The 18,073-nt window shown below is 30.1% G+C and carries 15 protein-coding genes and 4 tRNA genes; 7 read left to right on the top strand and 12 right to left on the bottom strand.

Going from position 1 to position 18,073, the window contains the following annotated elements; genetic code table 11:
- Positions 1 to 2 precede the first annotated feature (2 nt).
- The gene (locus L8X38_RS06460) at positions 3 to 3,626 is read left to right on the top strand and encodes a filamentous hemagglutinin N-terminal domain-containing protein (protein ID WP_263661601.1); all 3,624 of its coding nucleotides are present in this window, start codon (positions 3 to 5) and stop codon (positions 3,624 to 3,626) included.
- Between the two features lie 10 nt (positions 3,627 to 3,636).
- Positions 3,637 to 5,316, top strand: coding sequence for a ShlB/FhaC/HecB family hemolysin secretion/activation protein (locus L8X38_RS06455; protein ID WP_263661600.1), 1,680 nt, complete (start codon positions 3,637 to 3,639; stop codon positions 5,314 to 5,316).
- Here L8X38_RS06455 and L8X38_RS06450 read toward each other — a convergent pair.
- The 7 genes from L8X38_RS06450 to L8X38_RS06420 are packed head-to-tail and all read right to left on the bottom strand — an operon-like array spanning position 5,313 to position 11,714.
- A complete protein-coding gene (locus tag L8X38_RS06450; protein WP_133319043.1) occupies positions 5,313 to 5,885 on the bottom strand; it encodes a type II secretion system protein in 573 nt (190 codons plus the stop codon). The two genes, L8X38_RS06455 and L8X38_RS06450, sit on opposite strands and share 4 nt — an antisense overlap.
- Positions 5,882 to 6,889: a tRNA (adenosine(37)-N6)-threonylcarbamoyltransferase complex transferase subunit TsaD gene (tsaD, locus tag L8X38_RS06445; RefSeq protein WP_263661599.1), complete on the bottom strand. Its 1,008-nt coding sequence runs from the start codon at positions 6,887 to 6,889 to the stop codon at positions 5,882 to 5,884. The genes L8X38_RS06450 and tsaD overlap by 4 nt, the downstream gene beginning before the upstream one ends.
- A complete protein-coding gene (locus tag L8X38_RS06440) occupies positions 6,886 to 8,274 on the bottom strand; it encodes a M99 family carboxypeptidase catalytic domain-containing protein (protein ID WP_220566709.1) in 1,389 nt (462 codons plus the stop codon). The genes tsaD and L8X38_RS06440 overlap by 4 nt, the downstream gene beginning before the upstream one ends.
- Positions 8,271 to 9,350: a 1-deoxy-D-xylulose-5-phosphate reductoisomerase gene (dxr, locus tag L8X38_RS06435; protein ID WP_263661598.1), complete on the bottom strand. Its 1,080-nt coding sequence runs from the start codon at positions 9,348 to 9,350 to the stop codon at positions 8,271 to 8,273. Before dxr ends, L8X38_RS06440 begins: the two co-directional genes overlap by 4 nt.
- Positions 9,347 to 10,075: a phosphatidate cytidylyltransferase gene (locus L8X38_RS06430; RefSeq protein WP_263661597.1), complete on the bottom strand. Its 729-nt coding sequence runs from the start codon at positions 10,073 to 10,075 to the stop codon at positions 9,347 to 9,349. Before L8X38_RS06430 ends, dxr begins: the two co-directional genes overlap by 4 nt.
- A gap of 11 nt (positions 10,076 to 10,086) precedes the next feature.
- Positions 10,087 to 10,407: a hypothetical protein gene (locus L8X38_RS06425; protein WP_263661596.1), complete on the bottom strand. Its 321-nt coding sequence runs from the start codon at positions 10,405 to 10,407 to the stop codon at positions 10,087 to 10,089.
- 2 nt (positions 10,408 to 10,409) lie between these two features.
- The gene (locus L8X38_RS06420) at positions 10,410 to 11,714 is read right to left on the bottom strand and encodes an NFACT RNA binding domain-containing protein (protein WP_263661595.1); all 1,305 of its coding nucleotides are present in this window, start codon (positions 11,712 to 11,714) and stop codon (positions 10,410 to 10,412) included.
- 41 nt (positions 11,715 to 11,755) lie between these two features.
- Here L8X38_RS06420 and L8X38_RS06415 point away from each other — a divergent pair, with 41 nt between their 5' ends.
- The 3 genes from L8X38_RS06415 to L8X38_RS06405 are packed head-to-tail and all read left to right on the top strand — an operon-like array spanning position 11,756 to position 13,692.
- Entirely contained in the window at positions 11,756 to 12,355 is a 600-nt protein-coding gene (locus L8X38_RS06415; RefSeq protein ID WP_263661594.1) for a molybdenum cofactor guanylyltransferase, read from the top strand.
- Positions 12,318 to 13,292: a phospholipase A gene (locus L8X38_RS06410; protein WP_263661593.1), complete on the top strand. Its 975-nt coding sequence runs from the start codon at positions 12,318 to 12,320 to the stop codon at positions 13,290 to 13,292. Before L8X38_RS06415 ends, L8X38_RS06410 begins: the two co-directional genes overlap by 38 nt.
- 1 nt (position 13,293) lies before the next feature.
- Entirely contained in the window at positions 13,294 to 13,692 is a 399-nt protein-coding gene (locus tag L8X38_RS06405) for a hypothetical protein (protein ID WP_039629213.1), read from the top strand.
- A 24-nt stretch (positions 13,693 to 13,716) separates the two neighbouring features.
- Here the strand turns inward: L8X38_RS06405 and L8X38_RS06400 are convergent, their stop codons facing one another.
- The gene (locus L8X38_RS06400) at positions 13,717 to 15,099 is read right to left on the bottom strand and encodes a Na+/H+ antiporter NhaC family protein (RefSeq protein ID WP_263661592.1); all 1,383 of its coding nucleotides are present in this window, start codon (positions 15,097 to 15,099) and stop codon (positions 13,717 to 13,719) included.
- 104 nt (positions 15,100 to 15,203) lie between these two features.
- Between L8X38_RS06400 and ilvD the strand changes: the two genes are divergently transcribed.
- The gene (gene ilvD / locus L8X38_RS06395) at positions 15,204 to 16,880 is read left to right on the top strand and encodes a dihydroxy-acid dehydratase (protein ID WP_263661591.1); all 1,677 of its coding nucleotides are present in this window, start codon (positions 15,204 to 15,206) and stop codon (positions 16,878 to 16,880) included.
- 74 nt (positions 16,881 to 16,954) lie between these two features.
- On the opposite strand, the gene L8X38_RS06390 is transcribed toward ilvD, so the two are convergent.
- From L8X38_RS06390 to L8X38_RS06375, 4 genes are all read right to left on the bottom strand, one after another.
- Positions 16,955 to 17,042, bottom strand: a tRNA-Ser gene (locus tag L8X38_RS06390).
- A 35-nt stretch (positions 17,043 to 17,077) separates the two neighbouring features.
- Positions 17,078 to 17,151, bottom strand: a tRNA-Cys gene (locus L8X38_RS06385).
- Between the two features lie 16 nt (positions 17,152 to 17,167).
- Positions 17,168 to 17,256: transfer RNA gene (locus L8X38_RS06380), tRNA-Leu, on the bottom strand.
- 9 nt (positions 17,257 to 17,265) lie between these two features.
- A tRNA-Gly gene (locus tag L8X38_RS06375) sits at positions 17,266 to 17,340 on the bottom strand.
- Between the two features lie 151 nt (positions 17,341 to 17,491).
- Between L8X38_RS06375 and L8X38_RS06370 the strand changes: the two genes are divergently transcribed.
- Positions 17,492 to 18,073, top strand: a 582-nt coding sequence (locus tag L8X38_RS06370; protein ID WP_263661590.1) for a cache domain-containing protein, incomplete at its 3' end; no start/stop codon positions are given.

Raw genomic sequence — 18,073 nt, 5'->3', positions numbered from 1 at the left:
TGATGTCTAGTTTTTTTAACCATATTCTTTTGTCTGGTATTGTTATTTCTATCTTATTTAATCAAAGTCTAGCGCTACCTAGTGGTGGTAAATTTACACATGGAACTAGTGGTTCTATTAGCATAAATGATAATCATATGAATATCCACGGAAATGGGCAAAATTCTGTAATACAATGGGGGGGGGGATTTAGCATAGGCAAAAATGAAAGTGTAAATTTTAATGGCTCTAACAAAAACTACCTAAACATTGCTCATGGGACAAGTAAATCTACCATAGAAGGTTTATTAAATGCAAGTGGCAATAATGTCTTTTTAATCAATCCTAATGGAGTAATCATTACTAAAACAGGAACTATCAATGCTAATCGCTTTGTAGCTTCAACCTCATCAATAAGTTCTGATGAAATACAAAAATTTGCAAATGGAAAAACAAACACCATACAATCACCCATTATAAAATTAGATAAAAACAATGGCAATGTAGTTAATATGGGAAATATTAACGCTGAAGAAGTTGTCTTTATAGGAAATAAAATTTTATTAAATTCAAATATTAAAAATTCAAATGATTTATTAACTAAAATCAACTCAAAAAACATCAAACTTATAGGAAACGAAATAGACATTGATACATCAAATATAAACGCAAATTCTTTATCAAAATTAGAAGTAAGTGCTAAAGAAAGAGGTTCTATATATTTAAATGCTAGTGGATATTACTACGATCCTAATTCTTTTGCAGTTTTTGATAAACTTAAACAAGCTGATTTTCAAAATATAAAACATAATAATAACTCTTTTAACATATATGATTTTGTAGGAATATCTTCAGATGTTGATTGGTGGCATTTTGCCAAAGGTTGGAATGAAAATAAAAAAGATTTTAGAAATACAGCTACTGAATACAGACTAACAAATGATATAGATTTTAAAGGAAAAAACTATGCAAATTACTGTATAGAAGGATATGGTTGCACCAATATGATAGTAGGATATAAAGATCCTATTTACAATGATAATTGGGAAATTATAGAAGATAATAGCTTTTATAATAAAATTTTTGACGGACAAAATTTTGCTTTAAAAAATATATTCATAGATACAAATGTATTATCAGATTCTTTAAGATATGTTGGTATATTTGGAAATGCTAATGGTTCTGAATTTAAAAATATAATAATTGATTATAACGATAACTCTATTCTATCAAACTCAATGTATACTGGAGGTTTTGTAGGACATGCAAGTGGTGGTAGCAAATTTGAAAATATAGAGTTAAAAAATATCTCTAAAATCTCTACACAAAATAAAAACAATCTCTACGCAGGAGGTTTTATGGGATATGTTAATGGTGCTAACTTTAACAAGATTGATATAAAATCAATAGGAGAAATCAGCGGTATTAGCCTTGAAAATAGATCACATATTGGAGGTTTTGTAGGTGGAATTAACAATGGAAAATTTGAAAATATAAACATATCACAAATAAATAAAATTATTAATGATAAAACAACAAAAGCAACATATACGGGTGGTTTTGCCGGAGAAGTATGGGGAGGAAAATTTAGCAATATCGATATAAGACAAATTGATGAAATTAATGGAGGTTTTGTTACAGGTGGTTTTTCAGGTAATATAGGCTATGCTGATCTTGAAAATATAAATTTAGATATAAACAACATAACCTCCACTTTTACTACTTTACGCCATACTTATGCTGGCGGGTTTGTAGGAAGTATTGATTCTGGTGATACTTATTTTAAAAACATCAATGTGCGTGTTAAAAATGTAAAAAGCATTAGTCAAGATAACAAAGATGGCTCATTGGAAGAAGATTTTTTTGATACAGGAAATGCTTATGCTGGCGGGTTTGTAGGTTTTGCTAATGGAGGTGTTTTTGATAATATTAGCATAGAAGCTGAAAAAATAGAAAGCATTAATAACAACTCCATGGAAGGCACTCGTGCTGCAAGTGGTGGCTTTGCAGGAAAAATAGAAGGATATAGAAGTGATAATTTATCTCTTTCAAATATCACAATAAAAAATATTGACACTATTTCAGGCAAGATTGAAAAAGACAAAAGCGGAATGGTAAATGTTGGAGGTTTTGCAGGATGGATTCAAAAAGAAGGTAAGGGAAGTTTTTCTAACATAAGCATATATGATATAAAAAATATACAAGCTTATGGACAAAAAGACTTTGCCAATGCTGCTGGGTTTATCGGATATATTGAAGGGCGTTCAATGTTTCAAAAATTTAATTTAGATTTTAAAAATATATATTTATTTTTTGAAAATGACTCCCAAATACAATCTTTTGCAAGTGATGGTAAAAATTTAAGTGGAAAATTTATTAGTGCCTATAACGATAAAAATGTAAATTTAGCTTTTAAGAATATACATATTTATCATCATGAAAATGATTTTAATGATGTTTTTAGCGACTTAAAATTATGGAAAGATATGAAAATTAATATTCATACCTATAATGATGATAATAAAAATTTAAAATTTGAAGATTTTTTAAGTAAAGATAATACAATAGCAAGACCTATTATAGAACTACCAAAAAAACCAGATTTTTCAAATAAAATAGAAATTAATTACCCAAATATAGACAATATCATACAAGAAGAAGCCATCCTTGGTAAAGATGATTTATATGAAGATGTCATCAAAAATGAAATTCTAGCAGATCTTATCAATCAGCATTATAAAATATATATTGATGTTTTATTGGATATGTTAGCAGAAAAAGATTATAATCTAATGACAGAAGATGAAAAAGTAGATTTTGTGGCAAAATACTTCATCAAAGATACAGCAAATAATAAATCACAAGCCTTGAAGATAGTTCAAAGTTTAGATTTTATAATGGCTTATCAAAACAACGGATTAAATAATGCAAATAATGATAAATTTGAAGAAGGTGTAAAAGATTTTTATCAAAACAATATAAAATCAAATATAGACAAAACAATTGAGAAAAAAATAAGTATATTAGAAATTCTAAAAGGAGAATTAAAAGATATAGTTTTAAATTCACAACAACTTCTAAAAGAATTGGAAAATATAAAATTACAACTTCAAATAGCAGAAAAATCTTATAATGACTATATAAAAAACAATTCTTCACTAGATCCTAATAAGCTAGCTCAATTACTTAAAAATATCAATATGTTAGAAAAACAACAAGAAACAATAGCTTCCAAATTAGGATTAGCAGAAATTAAAAATAAAATAGAATATCAACACAATAAAGGTAGTTTTTTAATAATGGGAGATTATCAATATGACTTATATAAACCTATTTTAGAAAACATTGATCTAACACCTAGCATTCCTGTTGAACCTGATTTACCTTGGACTGATCTAACACCTAGTATTCCTAGCATTCCTACACTAGAAAACAATCAAGCAAAATCAAGTCTAAACAATAATCAAAACTATCCTGCAATGATTAATGACAATATTGCTAATTTATTTTTATTTAATTCTTTAGGAGATGATTTAGTTAAAGATGAAATAATAATCAAAGAAATTGGGGAACTTGATATAGAAGCTCGTAAAAAAACTTGTATTGTAAGTGATGGGTTTAAAGCTATGAACCCTTGTGCTAATTAAAGAAAGTTAAATGCATAAGATTATTGTTTGCACCTTAATCTTAGCATGTGCTTTACGAGCTACAAATGACAATATAAAAATAATAGAATTATCCCCTGATAGAAATATACCACAAAACAAAGCTTTAAAAGAAAATTTAAAAACCGAACAAAATTATGAAAAATTTCAAGATGCTAGAGAAATCATAAATACACACCAAGAACATTATGAAAAAGAAATACTTACTCACTATAATTTTCACATCACAAACAAAGGAATTGATTTTGAAAATTTAGGAATTGAAGAAGAGGAATTACATAATCTCATATTAAATTATGAACAGAAAAAATTTAATATCCAAGATTTACAAGATGTATCAAATATTGTTGCTTATTATTTCCAAGTTAATGGCTATCCTGCTGCAACAGTGTTTATTCCAAAACAAAATTTTGAAGATGGCAATATAGAACTAAACATTGCTTTAGGAGTATTTGGAAAACACATAATAGAAAACAAAACCTCGATCAAAGATCATTTCATAAAAGATAAATTAGATAAAAAACTTAAAGGTAGAATTATCTCCACTAAATTAATAGAAGATAGCGCATATAAAGTCAATGAAATGTATGGAGTACAAACCCTAGCAGGCTTACAAGCAGGAGAGAATGTAGGTGAAACTGATATAGTTATAGAAGTAGTTCCTGATACTAAGGCTAATGTATTATTATATGCTGATAATTATGGTATTAAAAGTTCTGGTAAATATAGAATAGGCATCAGCATGGGATTTAATTCTATATTTAATATGGGAGATTATTATAATTTTTACTTACAATCAAGCAATGAAAAACAAATTAACTATGGGGCTAGTTATACTTTCTTTTTAGGAAATTTAAAAATTACTCCAAGTGTATCAAAAGGAAATTATTCCTTGGGAGAAGATTATGAAAATGCCGGATTTTATGGTACTTCTAGAAATTTCGGTATAGACTTTTCTTATCCTGTGTGGATTAATACCAATTCATCATTTTACTTTACTTCAAGTATTTATCATAAAATACTTAGTGATACAAGTGCTGGATTTTTAACTTTTAATAAGCATTCTAATGTAGGTAGTATGGGTTTAGAAGGTTTATTTAGAAATTTTCATAACACTTTTATTTATAGTACCAAAATCAACCTAGGCAAGGTCTATGACGATGGGGTTAATTTTTTAGGCACTAATTATAAAAATAATAGTAATGGCATGGGTTGGTTTAGAAAACTCAATGCTAGTTTGAATAATTATTATAGTATTAATGAGTATATTACTCATACTTTAAATATAAACTATCAAAAGGTATTAGGGAATTTTGAATTAGATTCTTCTGAAAGTTCATCTTTAGGTGGAGCTTATGGAGTAAGAGCTTATGATAATGGAGAAGGTGATGGAGATAATACCATAGTAGCTAACTTTGGTATAAGAATAAATATACCAAATACTAATTTTTATTTTACTCCTTTTTATGATATAGGTTATGCTTGGTATGAAAAAGCTTCAGGGGATAGATTAACAGATGAGCATTTTTTAGATGCTGTAGGCTTACAAATACTTTATAATAAAGCTAATGAGTATTATATAAAGCTTGATGCAGCAAGAGCAGTTCATCAGTATAAATATGATGATGAGCATAGAATGAAATTGTATTTAAGTGGTGGGGTGTATTTTTAACTACCACTTAGAAAATACACTCTAGTAGCTAAATCTTTAAAAGCTTTAGAGTGGATTAGACCTTGACAAGCTTTAGATTTTGAAGTGCTTGCAAATTCACTTTGACTAAAAGCATTTAAAGCCTCATCTAATTGAGTTTTTATGCTTTGATTTTTAGGATCTTTCAAAGCTTGATTTTTTAAATCTGCTATATTTTGGGCTTTGCTTTTTTGAGCATTATCTACCATAAGTGCTAAAAGCAAAACACTTTCTTTATCTACAAAAAGCACTTTAAAACATTGCTCATCATTTCCTACACTAAAATCAAGTTCTTTGGTGGAATTTTGCAAAGTTGATAAATCTTCATTTTTTATATTTGCTACATTGCTCATTAAAGCTATATTTGAAAGACTTTCATTTTTTAATATATAAGCACTTATATCATTAATAAAAATTTTTAAATTTCCCAAAGCTTGAACTACACTTGCCTCATCTTTACTTGTGCTAAATTTTGGCAGAGCAACCGCAGCTAAAACTCCAAGTATAATTACTACAAACACAAGCTCTATAATAGTAAAAGCTTTTTTCATAATATGCCTTGTAAGTTTTTTACCTTAGGCTTTATAAGATCATCTTCTATATTTACAAATTCTTTACGCTCATAAGCCTCACAAGCTGCCCTTGCTATCATCAAAGCATTATCCGAACAATACTCAAGCGGAGCTAGCAAAAGCTCACATTGATAACTTTGGCATAAATGCTCTATTTGACTTCTTAAGCTTAAATTTGCACTAGCTCCGCCTACTATACCAAAGCGTTTAAATTTATACTCTTTAAAAATTTTTTCTAACTTGTTTAAAATATGAGCTATGGCTGCTTTTTGAAATGCAAAGGCAATTTTACTTTTACGCTCCAAACTTAATTCTTCTTTTAAAATTTCCAAACGCACTTGGTTTTTAAGTCCTGAAAAACTATAAGCTAAATCTTTAGAATGAAGCAAGGGTATGCTAAATTCTAAATCATTTTCTTTTACATTTTTAGCTAAATTTTCTATGATAGCTCCGCCAGGATAGCCAAGATCCATCATTTTTGCTACTTTATCAAAGCTTTCTCCAAAGCTATCGTCGGTTGTTCTTGCTAATTCTGTGATTTTACCTTGCTCATTAATAAAAAGCACCATAGTATGCCCACCACTTACAAGCAATACACCCATATCAAAATTAGCTTTTTTATCTAAAAACATAGAATAAATATGCCCTTTTAGATGATTAATCGCAATGAGCGGTAAATTTAAACTAATAGCAAGCATTTTAGCCATAGCTACCCCACCTATCAAACTCACACTAAGGCCAGGTTCATTTGTAACTGCTATGGCGCAAAGTTTATCAAAGTATTTTTGGCATCTTTTTAAAATCTTAGGTAAAGCTTCACTATGTAATCTTGCGGCAAGCTCGGGCACCACCCCTCCATAAGCACTATGGGCATTTTCTTGAGAAATTTTTGTATGAAAGATACACTCAAAGCTATTTTTATTAATGATAGCAATAGAACTATCATCACAAGAACTTTCTATGGCAAGAATCAAATCTCTCATTGAAATTCCACTAAAATCATACCGATAAATTTGTCTTTTTGTTCTGCTTTTTCTATGGCTTTTGCAGGTATATTTGCTTTTTTAATTTCTTTAAAATTAGTCTTTCTTTCTAAAACTTGATCGGCTAAATTTGCATTCTTTAGCTCATAAAATTCTACTCTGTAAATTTTTCTTTTTTTATCCAAAGAATAACGGCTTTGCATTTGGTTTTTGCTTATAACAATATCACTTTCATCAACACCTCTATCAAAACCTATAACATTAACTCTTACACCTGCTATAGAAGGTATTTTAAAATTATCTTTTACCATAATTTTTTGAGCAAAATTTGTTTGTATATTTTTTCCATCTACTATCACTTCAACACTATCTAGAGCATTTGAAAATTCAAAATATTCAGGATACAATCTTGTTTGCAAGCGATTGCCATAATTGATTGAATATGAGTTAGCATTGGAAATTACTGCAGTAATCTCATTACTTGCTTCATAATTTAAAGCTTGATTAATAGGAAAAGGTAAAAAATTTATAGCACTAGCAGGTTTATCAAGATAAAGTAAAATTTTATCATTAAAAAGTTTTACCTCTAAAGGCTTTTCAATAGCTCTATAAACTCCATTTGGAGTTAAATCGAAAGTTCTTTGAAATTCTATATTTGCCTTTTTTAGATAATACTCCACCGCCAAAAGATGATAATATACTCTTAAATGCGTTGGTAAATTTTTGCTCGCTTCATTAGCAAAAGCTGCTTTGTGATTTGACACCACAAAATAAGTTAAAGCCTTTAGCATATCTTTATCATTGCTTTCTTGGGTTTTGGTGTTTTTTAAATGATATTGATGTTCTTCTTTAACCAAAGCTTTATTGATATTTTCCACTGCTTCTTTAGCAATATTTTCCAAATCTGCATATTTAGTAGAATTTACCTCACTTTGATCAATAATACTAGTATTGCCCCAGCGATTTGGATTTTTATCTTTGCTTTCATATTGAGGTCTGTAAAATCCACTTCCATCGTGCAAATTTATAACCATATTTACCTCAGGTTCCAAAATAAGCTTTTTTATGCGCTCTATAGTGTGAAAATCAGGATCGTTTTCATCTATATGGGCAAATTTTCTATTTAAATCTCCAAAATTTCCTCTATTTCTAGCAATAATACTTTCAAAAGCTAAATTTGGTGCGACAATAATTTTACCTTTAGTGATATTATAATCACTCAAAAGCAAACTAGCAGCATGAAACCCACCTGGCTCATCTCCTTGTATACCTCCAAGGATTAAAACCGTATTATTATCATCTAAACTTTTTCCATTTTCTTTAACGCTAAACTCTAAAGCAAAAACCACATTTATAAAAATCAAAATACTTAAAAAATATCTCACTTCATTTCCTTATCCAAATAAAGCCTAACTTGCTTATCATACTCAAAAACATCTTCAATTTGGTTAATCTTTGGCACACCAAAATAATCCAATGCTTTAAAAATACCCTTGGCTATGTCTAAAAACTGCGCTTTTTGGGCTAAAAATTGATACACCATATATTCATTTGCACTATTTATAATCACACCCAAGTCAGGCTTTTTCAAAAGCTCATCCTTAAGTGAAAATATAGGATATTTTTTTAAACTAATTTTTTCAAATTTTAAACTTGGCATAGCTAACAAATCCAAATTTTCTATAAAGCTTTGATCATGCTCATCTAAAATCGCTTGAGCTATAGACAAACGCATATTTGCATGAGAAAAATATGCACTCATACCACCATCTTTAAATTCACATAAAGCATGCACTAAAGACTTTCTTTCTATCAAAGCATCTATTTGTTTAATACCATAAAGATGATAAGCTTCGATAATTTCAAAAAGTTTATTACACATGCTAGCACTATCTATGGTGATCTTAGCTCCCATGCTCCAATTAGGATGCTTAAGAGCTTCTTTTACACTGACATTTTTTAAATCTTTGATTTTATAATTATAAAAGGCCCCGCCACTTGCCGTGATAAAAAGCTTTTTAATATCTTTTCTTTTATCTATCAAGCACTTTAGTGCTGCATGTTCGCTATCTATGGCTTTAATCTTAGAAGTGTCAAAAAATTTCCCTGCTACTACTAAGCTTTCTTTGTTTGCCAAGGCTAAAATTTTACCAAGCTTTTGCACCATAAGACTTGAACTTAAGCCTGCAAAACCTACTATAGCATTTACCACTAAAGAACTTTTGCACTCAGCTATCATCGCTTTTAAACCCTCTTGACCACAAAAAATCCTATCATGATCAACTAAGGTTTTATCTTTTTCATCTTGTATACATACAAATTTAGGCTTAAAAAGAGCTATTTGCTCATTTAAAAGCTTGATATTTTTACCACAAGATAAGGCTTCTATGTTTATGTTTTTTTCTTTAGCAATAAAAAGAGTATTAACTCCTATACTTCCCGTGCTTCCAAGTACGATCATACTAAAGTTGCCATTGCAAATGCTGCAATGATAACAGCATCAATTCTATCTAAAACTCCCCCATGCCCTGGGATTAAATTACCACTATCTTTAATACCTGCTTGTCTTTTAAAATAACTCTCAAGCAAATCCCCTATCACAGCAAAAATAGCTACGATTAAAGATATATAAATACTTTTTACCAAGCTAAATTCAAAAGAGCCTATGATAGTTCCTAAAATCCCCGCACAAACAATGCCACCTACAACACCTTCTAAGGTTTTATTTGGACTTGTTAGAGAAAAAGCTCTCTCGCCAATTAGTTTTCCTATAAAATACGCCCCACTATCGCAAGCAACGACAATCACTATAAGCCAAAATAATACAAACATACCCTCATAACTTAATACTTGATAAAGCATTAAAATAGGTAAAGTAGGATATATATAAGGCATAAGTTCATTTAAATTTTCACTTTTTTTATAAACTAAATATCCTAAAATCAAAATCAAAGCCAAAAGGCCTATAAAGAAAGGTTTATCTAAAAATGCTCCTATTGCAAAAACACACAAAGCTACAAAAACACTTGCATGTTTGCTTTTAAATATAGTTTTTGCTTCATTAAATGCCAAAAACAATAAAACACCAAAAATCACAAAATTAATCAAAAAATTATCCACCAAAGCAACAACAGCTATCACAGCTATCATCACAATAGCACTAAGAATTCTTGTCTTTGAAAACATTTTTATCCTTTCTATATACTTAAATCAAGCAAATGAGAACTTTTTTTAACTACTTCTTGCTCCTCTTGTTCATCTTCATCTTCTTGCTCTTGTTCTTGATGATGTTTAGAATGCTTTTTTTCTTCCTCTTGCCTTTCTTTTACCTCATCGCTTACTTCATGAGTTTGATTAACTTTTTCAAGTTTTTCAACCGCCTTTTCTTTTGCTTGAAATTCACTCATATTTACCAAAGTTGCAAAAGAATCTTTTGCCAATTCATTACTAGCTTGTGCTGAATGTACTGGTGCATTTTGGTTAGCAAAATGAATACCACCTATGGGACTTATAGGCATACTTACTCCTTTAAAATGCTTAAAGTCTTATAATTTGTATAATTTACAAAAGCCTTTTCTTTTATTTTTACAAAATTCTTACTAGTATAATCGACCAAATAAACTCCAGAACTTAGCTTGGAAAATTCCACACAAAGCTTTGCTGCAAATTCTAGCACTAATTGACTTATTTTTAATTTATTTGAAGTAATGATCACATGTGCACTAGGATAATCTTTTACATGCAGCCAAATATCATCTTTTTTAGCTATTTTTAATAAATACTCATTAGCTTTTTCATTGCGTCCTACGCTGATTTTAAACTCATCAAAATAAAAGCTACTAACCCCTGCATTTAGTTCCTCTTTTTTTGTTTTTTTTGTTTTTTTAGGCATTAAAACTTCTAATTCTCTCAAAGAGGTGCTTTTAGCAATTAAGTCTTTTAAATTTATTAGAAAATCAAGTTTTTCACTTAAAATTTCTCTTTCTATATTGATATTTTTAGCCTTTTGTTTTAGCTTTTTAGCCATTTTATAAAATTCATTCGCACTGTTTTTAGGAGTATCTTCGAGCTTAAAAGCAAGCTCATTTGCATTAAAATCTTGTAAAATAAATTCTCTTTGATAATCTTTTAAAGAATTTAAATTAGCAAACAAAACATCTGCTTTTTGGCTTAATTCTTGAGCTTTTTTTAATAAATTACTTTCTTGTTCTAAATTTTCTATGCTCTCTTTAAGGGTAAAGATTTTTTTATCTATATTTAAAAGTTTATTTTCTTTAATATCTTTTATGCGCTCTTGCTGTAACTTTTTAGCACTTTCTTTAAAATACACATTAAAATCATCAATCTTTACAAATTCTTCTTTTATCTCATAAGCTTTTAAAGCTTGGAGTTTTTCGCCTATTTTTACAACGCGGTAGCTTTTGTCTATATGACGCAAAGCTTCTATGATGATATCATCAGTGTCTGTGATGATTACATTAGTGTTTTTTCCTGTAAATTCAAAATAAATCTTAGCCCCATAAGCTTTGTAAGATTTTTCTGATAAAACTTCAAAAGATAAAATTCTATTATTTTCTAATACTTCTAAATTTAAAATCTTTGCATTTGAAAAGTATTTTTTTAGCATAAAATCAAAAGGTGCATTATAGACTTTTGCTTGGAGTTTATCTTGGTAAATTCCACTTTTTCCACGCGTTAAGTCTAGTATAAAAGTTTGATGATCTAAGCTAAGCTCTAAGATATTATCATCAAGGCGTTTGAGATAATTTAGTCTTTGAAATTGTTTAAAATAATCTTTTATTTGTATTAAATCTGTATATTTCATAAATGTATTATAAAATATTTTGATGAATTTATGAGGTTTTTATGAGTGAAAAAATTCCCTATCCTTGTGTGATTTTATGTGGTGGAAAGTCTTCGCGTATGGGAGAAGATAAAAGCTTATTGCAAGTAGATGATAAAAACTTAACTCTTTATCAATATGAAAAAATGTCAAGAATTTTTAATCAAGTTTTTATTAGCACCAAAAAAGATAAATTTCATCAAAAAAACTTAGCACTTATTTTAGATGAGGATTTAAACAACTATTCTCCACTCATTGCCTTAAATTCCATACTTAAACATTTTAAAAATACCTATGTATTTATCCTTAGCGTGGATACTCCAAACATAAATAAAGAAAGTTTTTACAAGCTTTTTGATCATCTAAAATCACAAAATATACTCTTAGCAAGCACAAAAAAACACAAGCATTATTTGTGTGGATTTTACCATAGTAGGAATTTTGAAAAAACTTTGCAATTTTTACAAGAAAACAATCACAAATTAGCCTTTTTTTGTGATACAATGAAAGCAGAATTTATAGAATTTGAAGATGATAATGAGTTTATAAATTTAAATTATTTTAAAGAATATAAAAAGTGGCTTCATGAAAAAGACAATTCTACCCATAGTATGTGCTTTTAGTGCTTTAGCAAATGAGGATTTATTCAATCAAGCCTTAGAATATGAAAATCAAGGTAAGTACAAAAAAGCTATGCAAATTTATAAAAGCTTGGCTTTAAAAGAAAAACAAAAAGAAGCAAGTTTAGAAAAGTCTTTTAATTTTGAGCAAAATACATCCAAAGAGAAAAAATTAGATGATATTAATCCAAAAAATGAAGCTTTAGCAAACTACCTTGGCACAGAAAAATCATACAATCCTTTTGGTATTAGCACGCATAATCTTAGCTATTTTATGCCTGTTTCTTATAGTTTTAGCAAGAGAGATTATAAAAGCACTGAAACTAAATTTCAAGTAAGCCTTAAAAAAACTCTTTTTGAAAATCTTTTGGGTTTAAATGAAAGTTATAACATAGGCTATACGCAAATTTCATGGTGGCAACTTTATAAACATTCTGCTCCTTTTAGAGAAACAAACTATTTACCTGAATTTTTTATCAACTTTCCTATAAGCGGACATGGTGCTTTTGAGAATTTAAAAGATGTACGCATAGGCTTATTACATGAATCTAACGGGCAAAATGATCCAAAATCAAGATCATGGAATAGAATTTATCTAAGCAATGCATGGTTTTTTGGCGATTTTATGTTCATACCTAGAGTTTGGCTAAGAATTCCTGAAAAAAGTTCAGAAGATGATAATCCTGATATAGAAAAATATTTAGGTAATTTTGATATTAATCTTGCTTATACCCAAGATGATTATTTTATCAATATATTGTGGCGTAATAATTTAAATTTTGCTAATAACCGCGGTGCAGTAGAAATAAGTGGAGCTTATAAAATTTCTAACAATGGCTTATATATTTACACTCAGTATTTTAACGGATACGGTGAGAGTCTTATTGAGTATAATAAATCTTCAAGCAGACTTTCAAGTGGAATATTGTTAATGTATTAAAATGGAAAAATTTTGCTTTATTAAGTTTATCATTAATAATGAAAAGTCTTTTAAAAGATTGTGCGATTTGTTTAATTATATCAAAATCTTAAAAGATGAGAATTTACAAATAGAAGATTTATACACAGATAAAAGTATATATAATTTTTACAGCAAAAAAGAATTAGAATATTTCTCAAGCAAAGATTGTTGGGAGTTTGATGATATTTTTGACTGCATAGGAAATGGAGAATACTATTTTCACTCTATAGAGAAAATAGAGGAAAATATCGCCAAATTGTATTTTTACCCCATTTCTTTTCCTTATGGTGGAGTTGAACCTATAATCGAGTTTATAAAATCATTTCAAATGAAAATTCTTACAATTGATTGTGGTTATATGGAAGAATTTGAATATTAAAAGCCTTTTTAGACTTTTAATATTTTAAATTAAGAAAAATGCTATAACACTACCCAAGATAAGCAAAGAGCCATTAAAGCATAAAAAGGTTGGTATACAAGTATCTTTTATATGATCACCTTGCTTATCTGCATTAAGCCCTACACTCACTCCCAAAGTCGTTTCACTAGCAGGTGATCCTGCATCTCCCAAAGCTCCAGCAACACCGATGATAAAAATAATCGCAGCAGGTGAAAAACCAAGTTCTATACATATAGGACAAAATAAGGCAGCGATGATAGGAATAGTACCAAAAGAACTGCCTATACCTATAGTGATTAAAAGACCTATAGCTAGCATAATAAAAATAGCTAAAAAGTGACTTTGCTCCATAAAAGGCACGCTTGTTTTTACAAGCTCAGCTATACCTCCACTTTGTTTTAAAACCTCTCCATATCCTGAAGCAACAAGCATTACAAAAGCTATATAACCCATGATTTTAAGCCCATCATCAAAAACTAAATTAACTTTGTTATACTCTACTCCACCCAAAATCACCATCAAAACAAAACCTAAAAGCCCTGATAAAGGTAAATTGTGCGTTAAAATTTGTAAAATCAAAGTCAATCCAAGGCCAGCTAAAACACCCCATTCTTTTTTACTCATTTTTAGATTTTCAAAGTCCATTTTGCTAATTTGTTCTTCTTGATATTCTCTTGGTTTAGCATAAAATACAAACACAGCTAAAAACAGACCAACTAGCATACAAATAGCCGCAAAAGCCATAGTTTGAGAAACTTCTCCTAGGCTAATTTGCACCCCATTTGAATTTAAATTATCCACAAGCAAAGTTTGAAAAATAAGCCCAAAACCTAAAGGCACCACCATATAAGGTGTGGTAAGTCCAAAAGTTAATGCACAAGCTATGGCTCTACGATCTATTTTTAATTTATTAAAAAGTTTCAACAAAGGTGGAATTAACAAAGGTACAAAAGCTACATGGATAGGGATTAAATTTTGCGAAAAACAAGCAATAAGTGCCAAAGAAAGTATAAGTAAGTATTTTTTATGTGAAATATAATGCGAAACTATTTTAATCAAATATGCCGTTAGATTAGTTTTTGATATAGCAGCAGCCACCGCTCCAAGCAAAATATAACTTAGTGCTGTTTGCAAATTCCCTTGCATACCATCGATTAAAACCTTCATAGAATCCATCATCGCTTGTGGAAGTTGGGTAAAAAAATCCACTAAACTTAAATGCTCCATATGCATAAATTTAGACCAAATGCCTACAAAAAGCCCAGAAAGCAAAACACTAAGCAAAACATTAAACCTAAAAAAACACAAAAGCGTCATTAACAAAACACCTATAAATACCGGATTAATTAAAAGCATTATATTCCTTAAATCAAAATAATTGCACATTTTAAATAATTTTCTTTAAAATACTATTTAAGTTTAAAAAATTTAAGCAAAAATTGCAAAATAAAAGCATAAAATGATAGTTTTTACTTTAAAAAAGGATACAAATGAGAAGTGATGCAATCAAAAAAGGACACTTAAAAGCACCAAATCGCTCTTTACTTAGAGCATGTGGCTTAAATGATGAAGATTTTAATAAGCCTTTTATAGGTGTGGCAAATAGCTATATAGATATCATCCCAGGACATTTTTTCTTAAATGAATATGCAAAAATCATTAAAGATGAAATCCGAAAAAATGGCTGTATTCCTTTTGAATTTAACACCATAGGTGTTGATGATGGTATAGCTATGGGGCATGATGGTATGCTTTATTCTTTACCAAGTCGTGAAATCATCGCAAACTCTATTGAAACAGTGATGAATGCACACCAACTTGATGCACTAATTTGTATCCCAAATTGTGATAAAATCACTCCAGGTATGCTCATGGGAGCTTTAAGAGTTAATGTGCCGACTATTTTCGTTAGTGGTGGACCTATGAAAGCAGGAGTAAATAAACATGGAGAAAAAATCAGTCTAAGTTCTGTTTTTGAAGCAGTGGGAGCTTATGAGGCTAAAAAAATCAATGAAGAGGATTTAAAAGATATAGAATGCAAAGCTTGTCCTAGCGGCGGATCTTGCTCGGGTATGTTTACTGCAAATTCTATGAATACTTTATGCGAGGCTATGGGTATAGCACTAGAAGGAAATGGAACTATTTTAGCACTTAGCAAAGAAAGAGAAGAGCTTTTAAGAAAAGCTGCGCGTAGAATTTGTGAAATTGCACTAGATGAGCGTTTTAAAATTCGCAATATTATTACTAAAAAGTCCATTAACAATGCTTTAGTTGTTGATATGGCTATGGGTGGAAGTTCAAATACTATCTTACATATGCTTGCTATTGCTTATGAAGCAGGTGTAAATTTGGATATAAAAGAGCTCAATCACATCAGCGCTAATGTGGCTCATATAGCCAAAATCGCTCCATCTTTAAACACAATATATATGGAAGATATACACAAAGCAGGTGGAGTAAGTGCAGTAATAGCTGAAATAGCCAAAAAACCAGGCCATATTTTAGAACTTGACACTCTAGATATTAGTGGAAAAACTTTAAAAGAGCGCATTGAGAATGCTGATATTAAAGATGAAAACATTATAAAAAAAATAGACAATGCCTATTCAAATGTAGGTGGGCTTGCTATACTTTTTGGGAATTTAGCTGAGCAAGGCTGTGTGATAAAAACTGCAGGTATTATGGGCGAGCGTAAATTCAAAGGAAAAGCGGTTTGTTTTAACTCTCAAGAAGAAGCTATCAAAGGCATTATAAAAGGTAAAGTTAAAGAAGGCGATGTGTGCGTGATACGCTATGAAGGGCCAAAAGGTGGACCTGGCATGCAAGAAATGCTTAGTCCGACTTCATTACTCACAGGCATGGGGCTTGGTGCTAAAGTTGCACTTATAACAGATGGTCGTTTTAGCGGAGCTACAAGAGGACTTAGCATAGGCCATATTTCTCCTGAGGCTGCAGAAGGTGGACTTATAGCGCTTTTAAAAGATGGTGATGAGATAGAAATTGATGTAGATACTTACAGCATTAATGCAAATTTAGCCCAAGATGAAATTGCTAAACGCAAAGCAAATTTTAAAATGCCTTATAAGCAAATAAATTCAAGATGGCTTAAAATGTATCAAAAGCTTGTTAGTAATGCTAGCAAAGGCGGGGTTTTAGACTTAGAATAATTTTCTTAATTTCTTAAAGAAATTAAGAAATATCTTTTTAAATGTAAAACAAAATATGAAAAATTATGTTAAAGTGGCCGGGAGAAAGGGATTCGAACCCCTGGAGGTGTGACCCTCAACGGTTTTCAAGACCGCCGCTTTCGACCACTCAGCCATCTCCCGTAAAAGAATAGAAATATCAAGTATTAACATCGCATTGGAGGCGACATCCGGATTCGAACCGGAGATCAAGGCTTTGCAGGCCCATGCCTTACCGCTTGGCTATGTCGCCTTGAGTTACCAAAAAGTGGTGCCCGAGGCCGGACTTGAACCGGCACGGAAGAAAAATTCCGAGGGATTTTAAGTCCCTTGTGTCTACCAATTCCACCACCCGGGCGGGTAATAATGGAGCGGGAAACGAGATTCGAACTCGCGACCCCAACCTTGGCAAGGTTGTGCTCTACCCCTGAGCTATTCCCGCATTAAAGTTGAAATTATACTTATTAAAACTTAAATGCACATAAAAAATATAAAAACTACATATGTTTTCAAAAAGATAAAAAATTTTTATTTTTTTCTAATTATTTTATAAGTAAAATACCCGGCCAAAAAATAACTAAAAAGGAACAAGTATGTTTAAATTTAACAGTTTATCTAATAAATTGACAACAATAGCCTGTTTTTTAATAGCTATTATACTAATAGTTGTTAATATGATTAGCTATTATCAATCTAAAGAAAGCACTAGTTATTATCTAGAAGAAATTCAGAAAAAAACTATGTTTGATGTTAATTCAGCATACAATATATATTCTGGAGCAAAAAGAGATGCCATTGCTTCTATTGTTAAATTTGTAGAAAAAAATCCAAGGGTTAATTCTGGCGAACTATTTGATATATTAGAAACAGTAAAAGAAGCAGCTGGCTTTAATGTAGTATATATTGGATTTAATGACGATGGAAAATTATATCAATCTAACAGAATTATTAGAAGTCCTGAAGAAACCGGATTTGACGCAAGAACAAGGTCATGGTATCAAGAGGCCAAAAGCGTGGGAAAACTTGTAGTATCAGATCCTTATAAAAGCATAGAAGATGATTCAATAACAGTTTCTTATACTGCTCCAATATATTCCAATGGAAAACTTTTGGCAGTAGTTGGAGGTGATTACAACCTGCATACTTTTGCAAAAGATGTGTTAATAATGGGTCGC

The sequence above is a fragment of the Campylobacter sp. CNRCH_2014_2452 genome (assembly GCF_025772865.1).
GTDB lineage: Bacteria > Campylobacterota > Campylobacteria > Campylobacterales > Campylobacteraceae > Campylobacter_D > Campylobacter_D lari_D.
Note: the sequence above shows the minus strand (reverse complement) of the source record. Positions and strands in the feature narration are given on the sequence as shown.

What these genes read in the sequence shown, in the direction of transcription:
- L8X38_RS06460 (WP_263661601.1), top strand. Translation starts at nt 3, where the DNA reads ATGTCTAGTTTTTTTAACCATATTCTTTTGTCTGGTATTGTTATTTCT.
- L8X38_RS06455 (WP_263661600.1), top strand. Translation starts at nt 3,637, where the DNA reads ATGCATAAGATTATTGTTTGCACCTTAATCTTAGCATGTGCTTTACGA.
- L8X38_RS06450 (WP_133319043.1), bottom strand. Translation starts at nt 5,885, where the DNA reads ATGAAAAAAGCTTTTACTATTATAGAGCTTGTGTTTGTAGTAATTATA.
- tsaD (WP_263661599.1), bottom strand. Translation starts at nt 6,889, where the DNA reads ATGAGAGATTTGATTCTTGCCATAGAAAGTTCTTGTGATGATAGTTCT.
- dxr (WP_263661598.1), bottom strand. Translation starts at nt 9,350, where the DNA reads ATGATCGTACTTGGAAGCACGGGAAGTATAGGAGTTAATACTCTTTTT.
- L8X38_RS06430 (WP_263661597.1), bottom strand. Translation starts at nt 10,075, where the DNA reads ATGTTTTCAAAGACAAGAATTCTTAGTGCTATTGTGATGATAGCTGTG.
- L8X38_RS06425 (WP_263661596.1), bottom strand. Translation starts at nt 10,407, where the DNA reads ATGCCTATAAGTCCCATAGGTGGTATTCATTTTGCTAACCAAAATGCA.
- L8X38_RS06420 (WP_263661595.1), bottom strand. Translation starts at nt 11,714, where the DNA reads ATGAAATATACAGATTTAATACAAATAAAAGATTATTTTAAACAATTT.
- L8X38_RS06415 (WP_263661594.1), top strand. Translation starts at nt 11,756, where the DNA reads ATGAGTGAAAAAATTCCCTATCCTTGTGTGATTTTATGTGGTGGAAAG.
- L8X38_RS06410 (WP_263661593.1), top strand. Translation starts at nt 12,318, where the DNA reads ATGAAAAAGACAATTCTACCCATAGTATGTGCTTTTAGTGCTTTAGCA.
- L8X38_RS06405 (WP_039629213.1), top strand. Translation starts at nt 13,294, where the DNA reads ATGGAAAAATTTTGCTTTATTAAGTTTATCATTAATAATGAAAAGTCT.
- L8X38_RS06400 (WP_263661592.1), bottom strand. Translation starts at nt 15,099, where the DNA reads ATGTGCAATTATTTTGATTTAAGGAATATAATGCTTTTAATTAATCCG.
- ilvD (WP_263661591.1), top strand. Translation starts at nt 15,204, where the DNA reads ATGAGAAGTGATGCAATCAAAAAAGGACACTTAAAAGCACCAAATCGC.